A 13,451-nucleotide genomic window follows, 5' to 3' on the forward strand; every position below is an offset into this window, starting at 1 on the left:
CTGAGCGACAGCCCGGAGGTCCGCAGGCAGGTCGGGGCGGGCTGCCGGGCCGGGGCGGCGGTGGCGCTCCGGGCCTCAGGCTGGGCGCGGGGCGTGGCGGCCCGTAGCCGGGCGTCGTGGCGGTGCAGGGGTGGCATGGCGCCCACTCTAGGCAGGGGCGCCGGGAATTTCCTTGAACGGGTTCGGGTTCTGGGCGGGCGGCGCGCAGGGCGTGGAGGGCCGGGCAGGCGGCGGACGTCGGCGACGCCTGCCGGCGCCTCACTCCCGCCAGTCCTCGCCCGGCATGATCCGCTGCATGAACGCGTCGAACATCGGCACGGTGAAGGCGGTGTCGCCGTGGTTCGGGCTCCAGATCATGCCTTTGCGGATCAGGGCGCTGCGCGTGGGCGCCAGCGAGGAGACCCGGGTGCCGAAGCAGGCGGCGATGTCTCCGGAGCGGTGCGGACCCGGCCCCAGTTCGGCCATGGCGCGCAGATAACGCTTTTCCTTCGGGGTGCAGCGGTCGAAGCGCACGCGGAAGAAGCTCTCGTCCATGGCCGCGACGGCCTGGAGCGACGCCCGTTCGACATCCTGCAGCGTGATCGGCGAGGCCGCTGCGGCCAGCCAGGTGTGGCTGCCCCATTCCTGCAGGAAGTAGGCATAGCCGTGCGTCAGCTGCAGGATGCGGTCGACGGCTGCGGGCTCGATGGCGGCGCCTTCGCTGGCGATCGGCAGGGCGATGGCCTGGCGTGCAGCAGCCTCGGGCAGTGCGCCGATGTCGGGGAAGTCGAACAGGCGTTCGGCGTAGGACTTCGCGTTGCCCAGCTGGCCGCGCAGCTGGGGCAGGCCGGCGCCGATCAGGATGACGGGCAGCTGGCGCTGCTCGGTGCGGTGCATGGCGGTGATCAGCGCGGCCAGCTGGCTTTCCTCGACGTACTGCAGCTCGTCGACGAACAGGGCGACGGCGGTGCGGGCGGCCTTGGCCGCCAGGCCGACCTGCTCGAACAGGGCCTGCAGGTCATGCTCCAGATCGCCGTTGTCGGCCAGGCCGGGTTCCGCCTCGAAGTCGAAGCCGACCTCGATGTCCTGGTAGGTCGCCTTCAGCTTGCCGGCAAAGCCGGCCAGCGCGCGCAGACCACGCACGGCGTAGTCCTTGGCGGCGGCCAGGGTGCTCAGCCGCAGCAGGGCCTGGCGCAGCTGCGGGGCGAGGATGGCCGGCAGCGAGCGGCCTTCCGGGGCCTCGACGCGCAGGGTGTGGATGCCGCTGGCCTCGGCATCCTGCCGGATGCGGTCGAGCAGCACGGTCTTGCCCGCGCCGCGCAGACCGACCAGCATCGCGCTCTTGGCAGGGCGGCCCAGGCGGGTGCGTTCCAGGCTGATGCGCAGGGCTTCGCGCAGCGCGTCGCGCCCGGCCAGCTCGGGTGGCGGTGTGCCGGCCCCAGGGGCGAACGGGTTACGGATCGGGTCCATGCGGGCAATGATAGCGAAGTTCGGAAAGTTATCGGACGGCGATAACTTGGATAACTTCCAAAACCTCGCTTGATTCGATCGGGCGTCCGTGCGTCGGCGGCCGCGCGTCGTTCAGGCCCCGGCACCGGCTTCGACCACCACCGGCACCGTCCGCCGGCTGCGGAACGGCGTGGTCAGCACGGTCCGCGGGTTGCTGCCGTCCAGGCCGATCTCGGTGTCGTCCAGGTAGCAGCCGGGGTCCTCGGCCCAGGCGTCGCCGCTGATCTGCTGGGCGCGCACGCGGGTGTTGCCGCCGCAGATCGCCAGGTGGGCGCAGGCGGCGCAGCGGCCGCCGACCGGCCGCGGGTGCTGCTTGAGGCCCGCCATCAACGGGTCGCTGGTGTCGGACCAGATGGCGCTGAACGGGCGCTGGCGTACGTTGCCCAGCGCGTGGTGCCACCACATGGTGTCCGGATGCACCTCACCCAGGTTGTCGATGTTGGCCACCAGGTCGCCCGAGGCGTTGCCGCCCCAGGCCTGCAGGCGCTGCCGCAGGGCCGCGCCATGCCGCGCGTACAGGGTGGGCTCGCGGCGCTGCAGCCAGTGCAGCAGCCAGGGGCCGTCGGCATCGTTGTTGCCGCTCACGTACTCCTCGTCCAGGCCGCGGCGGGCGGCGTCCCAGGCGCGGTCGAACAGCAGGTCGAGCGCCTGGCGGGTGGCCGCGAAGCGCGCGTCCTTGCCGCGGTGGATGTTGCCGCGGCCGGCGTAGTTCAGGTGCGAGAAGTAGAACTTCTGCGCGCCCTCGTCGCGCATCAGGTCAAGCAGGGCGGGGAAGTCCTCGGCGTTGCTGGCGGTCAGCGTGTAGCGCAGGCCCACCTTGACGCCGCGCGCCCGCAGGTGGCGGGTGGCGGCCAGGCTGCGGTCGAAGGCGCCGTCCAGGCGGCGGAAGCGGTCGTGGGTCGCGCGCAGGCCGTCCAGGCTGATGCCGACGTAGTCGAAGCCGGTGGCGGCGATGCGTGCGGCCACCGGCGCGTCGATGAGGGTGCCGTTGGTCGACAGCCCGGTGTAGAAGCCCAGGGCCACGGCCCGTTCGGCGATCGGGAACAGGTCGGGTCGCAGCAGTGGCTCGCCGCCGGACAGGATCAGCACCGGCACGCGGAAGGCCCTCAGGTCGTCCATGACGGTGAAGACCTCGTCGGTGCGCAGCTCACCCGCGTAGTCGTGGTCGGCCGAGAGGGCGTAGCAGTGCTGGCAGGTGAGGTTGCAGCGGCGGATCAGGTTCCAGATGACGACGGGGCCGGGCCGGGCCGCCGGCCGATCGTCACCTGCCGGGCCGCGGGGGGTGGCGGGCGGCGGAAAGTCGCCTTCGCGCGCGGCGCGGGCCAGCAGGCGCAGGTACTGGGTGATGCGGAACATGAGGGGACGCTCCGGAGCGGACGGGGGGAGGGTGTCGTGCGGCCGGGATCAGGCGGCGCCGGCCAGCCGCAGGCCGGTCTTCTTCAGGATGGCGGTCGAATACAGGATCTCGTGGCCGCGGCAGTGCGGGGCCAGCAGGGCCGCCACCTGGCGGGCCTGTGCCTCGACCTCGGCGCGCTGGCGGCCGTGCAGCATGACGAACAGGTTGTACGGCCACTGGGCGCCATGGCGCGGGCGGCGGTAGCAGTGGCTGACGCCGGGCAGCGTGGCCAGCTGCGCGCCGAGGGCATCGATGTGGGCGTCGTCGACATCCCAGACGCTCATGCCGTTGGCCGTCCAGCCCAGGCGCCAGTGGTTGGGCACGGCGCCGATGCGGCGCACCAGACCGGCCTCCAGCATCGCGGCCAGCGCCTCGCGCACGCTGCCGCCGTCCACGCCCAGCATCGCGCCCACCGCTTCATAGGGCCGCTCGACCAGCGGCAGGCCGGCCTGGGTGGCGGTGACGAGCGCGCGCTCGAAGGGGCTCAGCGGCGCGCCCGTGGCGCGGGGGGCGGCGGTGCGGGTGATGGCGCCGGTGTCGGACAGCGCGACGGCCGGGCGCGGCTCGGGCATCGCCGCCTGCAGGCCGGTCTGCGGATCACAGGCCTGGCAGCCCAGGGCCGCGGCTGCCGGCTGCGGCCGGCCGGCCGACGTGAGGGGCCCGGTGGCCGGCAGCCGCAGCTCGACCCGGTATTCGCGCAGTTTGGGGAAGGCGTGGACCGGCAGGCCGGTGGCCGACTCGATGGCGGTGCGCACGGCGGGCTGCTCGTCCTCGGTCTCGGTGCCGATGACGAACCACAGGTTCAGGCGGTGGTCGCGGCGGTAGTTGTGGGCGACGGCGGCCTGGGCGTTCACCTCGGCGGCCACGGCGTCGAAGCGCTCCTCGGGCACGGCCATCGCGCACAGCACGAAGCGGCCGCCCGCCCGCTCGATCTGGAACAGCGGGCCGAAGCGCGTCAGCACACCCTGGCCCAGCAGACGGCGCAGCCGGGCGATCACCGTCACCTCGTTCAGGCCCAGCGCCCGGCCGACCTCGGCGAAGGGCCGGTCCGTCAGCGGGAAGCCGCCGTGCAGGTGGTCGATCAGGCGCGCATCGGTCGTGTCCAGCAGGACCGGATCGTGGGGCAGCGCGGCCTGCGGCAGGCCGGCGTGGGGCTCAGCAAGGGTCATGGCAGAACACCTCGGGATGGCGGTCAGGAAGAGGGCGGGGCGCGGTGAAGCGGCGGGCGCCGGTCTGCTTGTAGCGCCGGCTGGAGAACAGCATCCGCCGTGGCCAGGGTGCGAGGCCGGCCGCCGCGGTGGCCGCGTCGATGCGGGCACACACGGCCGCGCGGTCGCGTCCGTGCACCATGCAGTACAGGTTGAAAGGCCAGCCCGGCGCTCGTTCGCGGGCATAGGCCAGCGTGATGCCGGGCTGGCTGGCCAGGCGGGCACCGGCCGCATCGCGCAGGGCGTCGGGCACGTCGAACACCGTCATCGCGTTGCTGGCGATGCCGGCCTCGTGGTGGCGCAGCACGGCGCCGAAGCGCCGCAGGCGGCCATCGGCCAACCAGGCGGCCAGGCGGCTGCGCAGCGGCCGGCAGTCGTCCTGCCCCAGCTGCCGGGCCCAGGCCCGATAGGGCCGGGGCTCCAGCGGCAGACCCTGCTCGACGAGCGCGGCCAGCGCCTGGTCCTCGGGCCGCAGGGGGATGACCGAGGCGGGCAGCGCGCGCAGGCCCTCGTCGGGCTGCGGCAGCGTGCGGCCCGGCGCGCCGGCGCTGTCCGGCACGCCCCTCAGATCAAAGCCCAGGTCGATGCGGTAGGCACGCAGCATGCGCAGCTGCACGATGGGCAGGCCGATCCGCTGCTGCAGCTGCCACAGCGTGCGGGCCGTGTCCTGCCGGTCGGCGCTGGTGAGCACGAACCACAGGTTCAGCACGTCCTCGCGCGCATAGTTGTGGTTGACGCCGGGCCGCTCGGAGACGATGGCGGCCACCGCGTCCAGCCGCCCGGGTGGCACGGCGATCGCGCACAGCAGCGAGTCACCGCCGGCACGGGGGTCGAACACCCCGCCCAGGCGGCTCAGCAGGCCGCTGTCGCGGGCCTGGGCAAAGGCATCGATCACCGCGGCCTCGGTGCGGGCCGTGCGTCCGGCGATCAGCCGGAAGGGATCGGCCACCAGCGGGAAGCGCCGCTGCCAGGGGTTGAGCAGATCGGTCAGGCCGCCCAGGTCGGCGGGATCGGGCGGCGGCGTGTCGATGAAGCCGTTCATGGCGTGGATTCCGGACATTGCGGGCAGGTGCCGGGCGCGCGCGGCCAGGCTCACAGGCCGATGCGGTGCGCGCGGGCGCTCATGAAGATGCCCGAGGGGGCGGGCAGGTCCAGCCGCCCGCATTCGGCCAGGGTGCGCGTGTCGTAGACGAGCACGCGGTCGTCGTCACGGCAGCTGATCCACACCTGCTCGCCGCGTGGGCTGAACTCCAGGTGCAGCACGGCGCGGCCGGGCTCCAGCGTGCGCAGCACGCGGCGGGTGGGCGCATCGATGACCTGCACCCGGTGGTAGTCGGGCACGGCGAAGTTGACCCAGATCTGGCGGCCATCCGGCCGCGCCATCACGAACACCGGCTGGCCGGCGACCGGGATGCGGTCGACCTCGCACCAGGTGGTGGTGTCGACCACCAGCACCTCATGTCGGCCGATGGCGGGCAGGAAGGCGTGGCGGCCGGCCACCGCCCAGCCCCTCAGGTGGGGCATCTTGTAGACCGGCAGCGGCTGGCTGCCGCGGCCGTAGCCGTCGAGGATGCGGCGCACCTTCGGCCGCTCGTCCCACAGGTCGACGAGGGCCAGGCCGTCCTCGCCGAACAGGCCGGCGATGTAGTGGCGGCCATCCGGCGTGACCAGCGCGTCATAGGGCTGGCGGCCGATGCCGTCCAGGCGCAGCAGGCGCGGCTCGGCCGGATCGGCGCTGAAGTCGGCCAGCAGGATCGCGTCGGCATCGAACAGGCTCCAGGCCATGCGGTCGCCGGCCACGTCGGCCAGGCCGACCACGCGTGAGCGCTGTGCGGCCGGGTCGTCCGCCGGCAGGCCGCCGGGGGGCTGCGGGCCGATGGCGCCGGGCTGGCGCCAGGCCGGGATGTCGGCCAGCGGGGCCAGGCTGGTGGCATCGAACACGCGCACACCGCCGGGGCTGTAGTTCTGCGCCGCCACGCGGCGGCCATCGGCGCTGATGGCGCCGCCGATCGCGTTGCCGGCCTGCATCAGGCGCTGTTCGATGCGCCGGCTCAGCAGGTTGACGACGCTGAGCCCGCCATCGCGGCCGAAGACATAGGCCCGCAGCGCATCGCGGGAGAACACGACCGAGGCGTGCGACAGATCGCCCAGGCCGTCGACGCGGCCCAGCAGGCGGCCGCCGGTGGTCTCGACGATGGCCAGCGCACCGCTGGCGCGCAGCACGATGACGGCCAGGTCGCCGGTGCCGCGCAGGGACGGGGCCTCACCGGCAGACGCGGCGATCCGTGCCGGGTCTGCCGTGCTCAACGGGTCCGTCGGCAGGGCGATGGCCGGCAGGGCCGTCGAGGCCAGCGCGCCGAGGCCACCGAGTGCGCGCATCCAGTCGCGTCGATCCATCACCGCAACTCCTCAGGAAAACCGTCAGCCAGACGTTCGGCGATCCAGGCCGCCTCGTCCGCGCTGAGCATCGCGCGCCAGCCCGGCATCGGGGTGCCGGGCCGGCCCGCATGGATGGTGGCCGCCATCGACGACAGCGGCTTGCCCGCCAGGGCGGCGGGGGTCAGTGGCGGGCCCAGCCCGCCGGTCAGACGCATGCCGTGGCAGGAGCCGCAGTCCTGCCGCACCATCCGCACCAGCGCCTGCCGGCGATCGTCGGCAGGCACCGGGGCGGCGGCATCGGCGGGCCCGCCGACCGCCAGCAGGAGCGTCGCCAGGATGCCGTGCAGAACGCCGGTCAGGCGGACGGCGTGCCGCCCCTGCGCTGGCGCCGTCGCGGGCCCGTGCATCTCCGTGGCCTCAGCTCTTGAGGATGGACTCGACGGCCGCCTTCAGGTCGGCGTCGGAGATCTTGTCCGCACCGTGGGCCGGCATCGGGATCGGTCCGTAGACGCCGGCGCCGCCCTTGCGGACCTTGTCGACCAGGCGGGCCACCACGTCCTGGCCCTTGTGCCTGGCGGCGATCTCCTTGAAGGCCGGGCCGACCAGCTTCCTGTCCTTGGCATGGCAGGCCATGCAGCCGGCCTTGTTCATGGCCTCGTCCGGGCCGGCGATGGCGCCGCCACTGCCGAGCGCGAGCGCGGCGGCGATGAGCAGGATCTTCATGAGGGTGTCCTCCGATGGGGACCCGGTCGGCCGGCGGGTCTGCGGTCGCTGCCGCAGGGCCTGCGGCCGTCCGGGCCGGGGTGGGTCAGTACACGTCGTGCTGGGTGTTGTGCACGTTGAAGTGGCCGGTCGGGGTGATCAGGCGCGGGTCCTTGATCACGGCCTTCAACTTGAGGGTCTTGTCATCGACGACCACCAGCGCGCTGGCCTTGTCCTTGGCGCTCCAGACGCTGAACCACACCTCGTCGCCGGCGCGGTTGAACTCGGGCTGCACCACGCGCTTGGCACCGCCGTCGTCCGGCAGGCCGGCCCACTGGGCGATCGGCAGCACCTGGTAGCCCTTGTCGAGCGCCCGGGTGTCGAACACGGCCACCGACTGCGACAGCTTCGGATCCGGGTTCAGCGTGGTGTCGACGTACAGGTGGCTGCTCTTCGGGTGGCTCTTGATGAAGAGGTTGCCGCCCCCCTGACCCTTGATCTGGGCGACCTGCCTGAACGCGTACTTCGCGTGCTTGACCGGATCGGTGCCGATCAGCGAGATGGTCTCGTCACCCAGGTGGCCGGTGGCCCACACCGGGCCGTACTGCGGGTGGGTGAAGTTGGCGCCGCGGCCCGGGTGAGGGATCTTGCCGACGTCGATCAGCTTCGTCAGCTTGCCTTCCTTCAGATCGACGGCGGCGATCTTGTTGCTCTGGTTGGCCGCCACCATGAAGTAGCGCTTGCTGGCGTCCAGGCCACCGTCGTGCAGGAAGCGCGCGGTGCCGATCTCGGTGACCTTCAGCGCGTCGATGTTCGAGTAGTCGACCAGCAGCGTCTTGCCCGTCTCCTTGACGTTGACGACGAACTCGGGCTTGAAGTGGCTGGCCACGATCGAGGCCACGCGGGGCTCGGGGTGGTAGTCCTGGGTGTCGACGGTGTTGCCGCGGGTCGAGACGATCTTCAGCGGCTCCAGCGTGTCGCCGTTCATGATCGTGTACTGCGGCGGCCAGTAGCTGCCGGCGATCGCGTACTTGTCTTCGAAGCCCTTGTACTTGCTGGTGTCGACCGAGCGGGCCTCCAGACCGACGCGGATCTCGGCCACGTTGTCGGGCTGCGCCATCCACAGGTCGATCATGTTGATCTTGGCGTCGCGCCCGATCACGAACAGGTAGCGGCCCGAGGCCGACAGCCGGCTGATGTGCACCGCATAGCCGGTCTTGACGATGTTGATGACCTGCTTGGTGTCGCCGTCGATCAGCGCCACCTCGCCGGTGTCGCGCAGCGTGGTGCTGAAGATGTTGGCGATGTTGTAGCCGTTCATCTTCCGCGTCGGGCGCTTCTCGGGCGGAATGAGGACCTTCCACGACTGCTTCATCTGCGCCAGTCCGAACTCCGGCGGCGTCGGCGCGTCGTGCTGGATGTAGCGGGCCATCAGATCGACGGTCTTCTCGTCGAAGTCACCGCTGGTCTGCCAGTTGGGCATGCCGGCCGGGGAGCCGTAGGCGATGAAGACCTTCAGGTAGTCGGTGCCCTTGGACTGGGTGATGTCGGGCGTCAGCGGCTTGCCGGTGGCGCCCTTGCGCAGCACGCCGTGGCAGCCGGCACAGCGCTCGAAGTAGATCTGGCGGGCGCGGTCGAACTCGGCCTGCGTCATCGGCGGCGCCTTGGGATTGGTCGCCTGGTACATCGGCTCTGACGCCAGCGGTGAGGTGCCGGCCTGGTAGGCGACCTCGGCGGCACTGGTGGCCTTGGGATCGGTGGCATGGCTGGCCACCGGGGCCAGTGCGGCCACGGCGCCGGCCAGGGCCAGGCTCAGGTTCAAGGGGTTCAGCCAGGCACGGGCAGGGGTTGCGGATGGGGTGGGTTGCGGGCGCATGCGTCCTCTCCTTCGGGTGGGTGATGCGGTCGGGTACGGGCTTCTTCGCGGTACGGGGCGCATGCTCCTGCCGCCGTCGCGGGACGTCCTTGAACTGGTTCAAGGACGCGACCGCCACCCCACGCCGACCATGCGCAGCGTCATCCGGACGATGCATCCGCTCATCTCCGGCGGCAGGCGGGCCGTACCCGCAGGGATCAGGCGATGAACGTTCTCGACCATGACCGCTCAGGCGAGCGGCCGCGTGTCTGGCTGGTGGGCGCCGGTCCGGGCGACCCCGGCCTGCTGACCTGGCGCGCCCACGCCCTGCTGAGCGAGGCCACGCTGGTGCTGCATGACCAGCTCATCGGCTCCGGCGTGATGGACCTGCTGCCGAGCGACTGCGTGCGCATCGACGTCGGCAAGCGCTGTGGCCGCCATGCGATGCGCCAGGGCGAGATCTGCGCGCTGATGGTGCGGCTGGCGCGCGAGGGCCACGAGCTGATCCGGCTCAAGGGCGGTGACCCCTTCATCTTCGGCCGCGGGGGCGAGGAGCTGCAGGCGCTGCGTGCGGCCGGCATCGCGGTGCAGGTGGTGCCGGGCATCAGCGCGGCCCAGGGGGCGGCGGCCGCCTTCGGCCTGCCGCTCACGCAGCGCGGCCTGGCGCCCTCGCTGGTGCTGGCCACCGGGCATGCCGGGCTCGACGACATGCCGGCCGATGCGCCGCCGCTGGACTGGGCGGCACTGGCCCGGCCGGGCCGCACGCTGGTCTTCTACATGGGCCTGGGCGCCTTGCCCACGATCTGCGCGGCGCTGCAGCGCCACGGCCTGCCATCGGCCACGCCCGCGGCCACCATCGAGCAGGCGACGCGGCCGGGGCAGCGCCTGGTGCGGGCCACGCTGGCCGATCTGCCGCAGCGTGCACGGGAGTGCGGCGTGCGTGCGCCAGCGCTGATCGTGATCGGCGAGGTGGTGGCGCTGGCCGATCCGGCCTTGGGTGCGCTGGTGCCGTGGACGGCCGCGGCCGAGGCCGTCGGCGCCCTGCGGGGCGGCCCGGTGCGTGCGGAGCGGCCGGAGCCGCCCATCGTCCGCGTTCTTGAAGCGGTTCAAGGACGCGGGCCGGCGCACTGCCTAAGCTGAGGCCTGATCGTCGTCGCCCTGTCCGCGCCGGCGAGCCCAGGTTCCGACCCCTTCCATCCCGTTCCAACCGAGGAGGCCCGGCATGACAACCGGATCGACCGGCGGCTACACCAAGCAGGCCGCCCGCAACATGTTCTATGGCGGCACGGTGTTCTTCGTGCTGCTGTTCATCGGGCTGGTGACCCACAGCTGGCGCGAGATCCCGCAGCGCTCGAACCAGCCGGCGCTGACGCCGGCCGTCGAGCGTGGCAAGACGCTGTGGGAGACCCGCAACTGCATCGGCTGTCACACGCTGCTGGGCGAGGGCGCGTACTTCGCGCCCGAGCTGGGCAACGTCTACCAGCGCCGCGGGGGTGAGTTCATCAAGGCCTGGATCAAGGCCCAGCCCACCCATGCGCCGGGCCGCCGGCAGATGCCGCAGTTCAACTTCACCGAGGAACAGTTGAACGACATGGTCGAGTTCCTGAAGTGGACCGGCCAGATCAACACGGAGAAGTGGCCGCCGAACATCGAGGGCTGAGGTGTGCGGTTGGGGGCTGGCCGTGCTTGCAGCGGTTTGAGCGATCGCGCCGGGACGGGGGAAGCGATTCACTCCGTGTCCCCCGGGCCTGCGGCCCTCCTCCTTGACCTGCGTGAATCGCTTCCCCCGCCCCGGCGCTCGGTGCCCATCGCCGCATGCCACGGTCCTGTCGTCGCATGCGGTCATCGTGCCGGGCCGAGGTCGTGGGGTACCCGGATTCCGTAAGTAAAGGAGGAGGGCGGTGCGAAGCGCCGCCCGGGGGACATGAAGGAATCCGGGTGCCCCGCGGCCTCGGTCCAACGCGAAGGACCGCCCCAGGCCCCGACCGCCCCTCACACGAACAGCACCGAACCACACCCCATCGAGCGAACCACGATGTCAAGTTTCAAGAGGAGTAGCGAGCATGCAACCCGCTAACGTCAGATACGCATCGCAGAAGGTGGCGATGTACTACTTCGTCGCCGCACTCGCGCTGTTCACCGGCCAGATCGTCTTCGGTCTCGGCCTGGGGCTGCAGTACGTCGTGGGCGACTTCCTGTTCCCCTACATCCCGTTCAACCAGGCGCGGATGGTCCACACCAACCTGCTCATCGTCTGGCTGCTGTTCGGCTTCATGGGCAGCGCCTACTACCTGGTGCCCGAAGAATCCGAGACCGAGCTGTGGAGCCCCAAGCTCGCGCTCGCCCTGTTCTGGATCTTCCTGGTCGCCGGCGCGCTGACCATCGTCGGCTACCTCGTCGTGCCCTATGCCAAGCTGGCCGAGCTCACCGGCAACGAGCTGCTGCAGACCATGGGCCGCGAGTTCCTGGAGCAGCCCCTGCCGACCAAGGTGGGCATCGTCGTCGTCGCCCTCGGCTTCCTGCTCAACATCGTCATGACGGTGCTCAAGGGCCGCAAGACCAGCATCACGCTGGTGCTGCTGATGGGTCTGACCGGACTGGCCCTGCTGTTCCTCTTCAGCTTCTACAACCCCAGCAACCTCGTCAAGGACAAGATGGCCTGGTGGTGGGTGGTGCACCTGTGGGTCGAAGGCGTGTGGGAGCTGATCCTCGCCTCGCTGCTCGCCTTCGTGCTGGTCAAGACCACCGGCGTCGACCGTGAGGTGATCGACAAGTGGATGTACTCGATCATCGCCCTCGCGCTGGTCACCGGCATCCTCGGCACCGGCCACCACTACTACTTCATCGGCCTGCCCGGCTACTGGAAGTGGATCGGCAGCGTGTTCTCGGCACTGGAGCCCATCCCCTTCTTCGCGATGACGGTGTTCGCCTTCAACATGGTGCAGCGCCGCCGCCGTGAGCACCCGAACCAGGCCGCCGTGCTGTGGGCCGTGGGCACCTCGGTGCTGGGCTTCCTGGGCGCCGGCCTGTGGGGCTTCATCCACACCCTCAGCCCCGTCAACTACTACACCCACGGCACCCAGATCACCGCGGCCCACGGCCACCTGGCCTTCTACGGCGCCTATGTGCTGGTGGTGATCACGATGATCAGCTACTCGATGCCGATCCTGCGCGGCCGCGAGGCCGCCCCGATGCGGGCCCAGCGCGTGGAGATGTGGAGCTTCTGGATCATGACCATCGGCATGGCCGTCATGGTGCTGGCCCTGACCGGCGCCGGCATCCTGCAGGTCTGGCTGCAGCGCCTGCCGACCGAAGGTGCCCTGAGCTTCATGGCCACCCAGGACCAGCTGGCCTTCTTCTACTGGACCCGTCTGGCCGGTGGCGTGATCTTCCTGATCGGCCTGGTCGCCTATCTGGCCAGCTTCTTCGTCGGTGCGGGCGCCGACGAGCGGGCGGCGGTGGGCGGTGGCGCGGGCAGCCTGCGCGGCCAGCCGGCCCGTCAGGCCTGAGCCCTGTCCGCACGGCCTTGAGAACCTGGATGCAAGCCTGAGGAGCCCCTGATGAAGCCGCTGGACATTCCGCCCCCGCTGCGCACCGCACCTGCCGGCGCAGCGCAGGCCGGCCCGGCCGATGCCCCCTGGTATGCCGAACAGGGCGACGAGTGCGCGCTGTTCGCCCATGCCGCCGCGCAGCGCCTGCCGCTGCTGATCAAGGGCCCGACCGGCTGCGGCAAGACCCGGCTGGTCGAGCACATGGCTCACCGGCTGGGCCGGCCGCTGGTCACCGTCAGCTGCCATGACGATCTGGGCGCGGCCGATCTGGTCGGCCGGCACCTGATCGTCGGCGGCAGCACGGTCTGGTGCGACGGACCGATGACGCGGGCGGTGCGCGAGGGCGCCATCCTCTACCTCGACGAGGTGGTGGAGGCGCGCAAGGACACCACCGTGGTGCTGCATCCGCTGGCCGATGACCGACGCGTGCTGCCGGTCGAGCGCACCGGCGAGCTGATCCCGGCCGCACCCGGCTTCATGCTGGTGGTCTCCTACAACCCGGGTTATCAGAACCTGCTCAAGAGCCTGAAGCCCAGCACCCGCCAGCGCTTCGTCGCGCTGACGCTGGACTGGCCGCAGCCCGAGGTCGAGGCCCGCATCGTCGCCGCCGAGGGCGGTGTCGGTCCCGAGGCCGCCGCCCGTCTGGTGCAGCTGGCCCAGGCCCTGCGCCGCCTCGGCGGCCAGGATCTGGAGGAGGTGGCCAGCACCCGCCTGCTGGTGATGGCCGCGCGGCTGCATGCCGCCGGCCTGCCGCTGCCGCGGGCCTGCCGGGCGGCCGTGCTGCAGGCGCTCAGCGACGACGCACAGACGGTGGCCGCGCTGGAGCAGGTGGCCGCCGCGGTGCTCGGCACGGCCTGAGCCGCACCGGGGCG

At 71.6% G+C, this 13,451-nt stretch carries 12 protein-coding genes and 1 pseudogene; 4 read left to right on the forward strand and 9 right to left on the reverse strand.

All coding sequences use genetic code 11. The annotated features are described in order from the left end of the window. Positions 1-258: 258 nt before the first annotated feature. The 9 genes and pseudogenes from AACH11_RS21360 to AACH11_RS21400 form a co-directional block, all read right to left on the reverse strand. Positions 259-1,449: an ATP-binding protein gene (locus AACH11_RS21360; RefSeq protein ID WP_341376300.1), complete on the reverse strand. Its 1,191-nt coding sequence runs from the start codon at positions 1,447-1,449 to the stop codon at positions 259-261. A gap of 111 nt (positions 1,450-1,560) precedes the next feature. Further along, complete coding sequence (nirJ, locus tag AACH11_RS21365; RefSeq protein ID WP_341376301.1) at positions 1,561-2,844, reverse strand: heme d1 biosynthesis radical SAM protein NirJ; 1,284 nt, start codon at positions 2,842-2,844, stop codon at positions 1,561-1,563. A gap of 48 nt (positions 2,845-2,892) precedes the next feature. Next, positions 2,893-3,372: a siroheme decarboxylase subunit beta gene (gene ahbB, locus AACH11_RS21370; protein WP_341376328.1), complete on the reverse strand. Its 480-nt coding sequence runs from the start codon at positions 3,370-3,372 to the stop codon at positions 2,893-2,895. Positions 3,373-3,633: 261 nt separating this feature from the next. After that, positions 3,634-4,053 (reverse strand): annotated as a pseudogene (locus AACH11_RS21375) (AsnC family transcriptional regulator); the annotation flags it as partial. Next, positions 4,040-5,134 (reverse strand): siroheme decarboxylase subunit beta, encoded by a 1,095-nt coding sequence (ahbB, locus tag AACH11_RS21380; protein ID WP_341376302.1) that lies wholly within the window; start codon positions 5,132-5,134, stop codon positions 4,040-4,042. The gene ahbB (AACH11_RS21380) and the pseudogene AACH11_RS21375, both read right to left, overlap by 14 nt. A gap of 50 nt (positions 5,135-5,184) precedes the next feature. Next, a complete protein-coding gene (locus tag AACH11_RS21385; protein WP_341376303.1) occupies positions 5,185-6,489 on the reverse strand; it encodes a cytochrome D1 domain-containing protein in 1,305 nt (434 codons plus the stop codon). Continuing rightward, positions 6,489-6,809 (reverse strand): c-type cytochrome, encoded by a 321-nt coding sequence (locus tag AACH11_RS21390; RefSeq protein WP_423228795.1) that lies wholly within the window; start codon positions 6,807-6,809, stop codon positions 6,489-6,491. Before AACH11_RS21390 ends, AACH11_RS21385 begins: the two co-directional genes overlap by 1 nt. 79 nt (positions 6,810-6,888) lie before the next feature. Beyond that, on the reverse strand, positions 6,889-7,194 hold the full coding sequence (locus AACH11_RS21395) for a c-type cytochrome (protein WP_341376305.1): 306 nt from the start codon (positions 7,192-7,194) through the stop codon (positions 6,889-6,891). Positions 7,195-7,279: 85 nt separating this feature from the next. Then, positions 7,280-9,049, reverse strand: coding sequence for a cytochrome D1 domain-containing protein (locus AACH11_RS21400; RefSeq protein ID WP_423228794.1), 1,770 nt, complete (start codon positions 9,047-9,049; stop codon positions 7,280-7,282). Between the two features lie 204 nt (positions 9,050-9,253). Between AACH11_RS21400 and cobA the strand changes: the two genes are divergently transcribed. The 4 genes from cobA to AACH11_RS21420 all read left to right on the forward strand — a co-directional run bounded on the left by cobA (position 9,254) and on the right by AACH11_RS21420 (position 13,437). Next, entirely contained in the window at positions 9,254-10,168 is a 915-nt protein-coding gene (cobA, locus tag AACH11_RS21405) for a uroporphyrinogen-III C-methyltransferase (protein ID WP_341376306.1), read from the forward strand. A gap of 82 nt (positions 10,169-10,250) precedes the next feature. Further along, positions 10,251-10,688, forward strand: a complete 438-nt coding sequence (locus AACH11_RS21410) for a c-type cytochrome (RefSeq protein WP_341376307.1) — start codon at positions 10,251-10,253, stop codon at positions 10,686-10,688. A 403-nt stretch (positions 10,689-11,091) separates the two neighbouring features. Then, the gene (locus tag AACH11_RS21415) at positions 11,092-12,537 is read left to right on the forward strand and encodes a cbb3-type cytochrome c oxidase subunit I (RefSeq protein WP_341376308.1); all 1,446 of its coding nucleotides are present in this window, start codon (positions 11,092-11,094) and stop codon (positions 12,535-12,537) included. A gap of 51 nt (positions 12,538-12,588) precedes the next feature. After that, the gene (locus AACH11_RS21420) at positions 12,589-13,437 is read left to right on the forward strand and encodes a CbbQ/NirQ/NorQ/GpvN family protein (protein ID WP_341376309.1); all 849 of its coding nucleotides are present in this window, start codon (positions 12,589-12,591) and stop codon (positions 13,435-13,437) included. Positions 13,438-13,451 lie beyond the last annotated feature (14 nt).

The organism is Pseudaquabacterium rugosum (assembly GCF_038066575.1).
GTDB lineage: Bacteria > Pseudomonadota > Gammaproteobacteria > Burkholderiales > Burkholderiaceae_C > Pseudaquabacterium > Pseudaquabacterium rugosum.

Excerpts from the sequence above, each read along its gene's own strand:
- AACH11_RS21410 (WP_341376307.1), top strand. The coding sequence starts at position 10,251 with ATGACAACCGGATCGACCGGCGGCTACACCAAGCAGGCCGCCCGCAAC.
- AACH11_RS21415 (WP_341376308.1), top strand. The coding sequence starts at position 11,092 with ATGCAACCCGCTAACGTCAGATACGCATCGCAGAAGGTGGCGATGTAC.
- nirJ (WP_341376301.1), bottom strand. The coding sequence starts at position 2,844 with ATGTTCCGCATCACCCAGTACCTGCGCCTGCTGGCCCGCGCCGCGCGC.
- AACH11_RS21400 (WP_423228794.1), bottom strand. The coding sequence starts at position 9,049 with ATGCGCCCGCAACCCACCCCATCCGCAACCCCTGCCCGTGCCTGGCTG.
- AACH11_RS21385 (WP_341376303.1), bottom strand. The coding sequence starts at position 6,489 with ATGGATCGACGCGACTGGATGCGCGCACTCGGTGGCCTCGGCGCGCTG.
- cobA (WP_341376306.1), top strand. The coding sequence starts at position 9,254 with ATGAACGTTCTCGACCATGACCGCTCAGGCGAGCGGCCGCGTGTCTGG.
- AACH11_RS21360 (WP_341376300.1), bottom strand. The coding sequence starts at position 1,449 with ATGGACCCGATCCGTAACCCGTTCGCCCCTGGGGCCGGCACACCGCCA.
- AACH11_RS21420 (WP_341376309.1), top strand. The coding sequence starts at position 12,589 with ATGAAGCCGCTGGACATTCCGCCCCCGCTGCGCACCGCACCTGCCGGC.
- AACH11_RS21395 (WP_341376305.1), bottom strand. The coding sequence starts at position 7,194 with ATGAAGATCCTGCTCATCGCCGCCGCGCTCGCGCTCGGCAGTGGCGGC.
- ahbB (WP_341376302.1), bottom strand. The coding sequence starts at position 5,134 with ATGAACGGCTTCATCGACACGCCGCCGCCCGATCCCGCCGACCTGGGC.